Origin of the sequence: Pseudoalteromonas sp. SIMBA_162, from assembly GCF_046535955.1 — a bacterium.
Lineage (GTDB): Bacteria > Pseudomonadota > Gammaproteobacteria > Enterobacterales > Alteromonadaceae > Pseudoalteromonas > Pseudoalteromonas marina.
The window spans coordinates 1-234 of sequence record NZ_JAWJBQ010001247.1 but is presented as its reverse complement, the minus strand read 5'-3'; the positions used below and the strand labels follow the sequence as shown (position 1 = coordinate 234).

At 41.9% G+C, this 234-nt stretch carries 1 pseudogene; it reads left to right on the top strand.

Annotation, left to right across the window (positions count from 1 at the left end):
- Nucleotides 1–12 precede the first annotated feature (12 nt).
- Nucleotides 13–234, top strand: a pseudogene (locus tag R0J88_RS23620) (hypothetical protein); the annotation flags it as partial.

Genomic DNA, 234 nt, shown 5'->3' with positions numbered 1-234 from the left:
CAGGTGACAACAATGAAAAAAATGATAAAACCACTCAGTGTTATTTCTACATGTGTAGCACTTCTTCTCACTGGATGTAGCCATTATAAATCGAGTAATGCTGAGTATGTAGATTACTTTGCCAATGATGCAATCGGTAATCCTTTGGCCATCGTTCAACCCCCTGCAGGTATTTACCATGACGGGGTAACGTATGTTTCGTACCAAGGGCCTTTAGAAGACCCCTATGTCGCT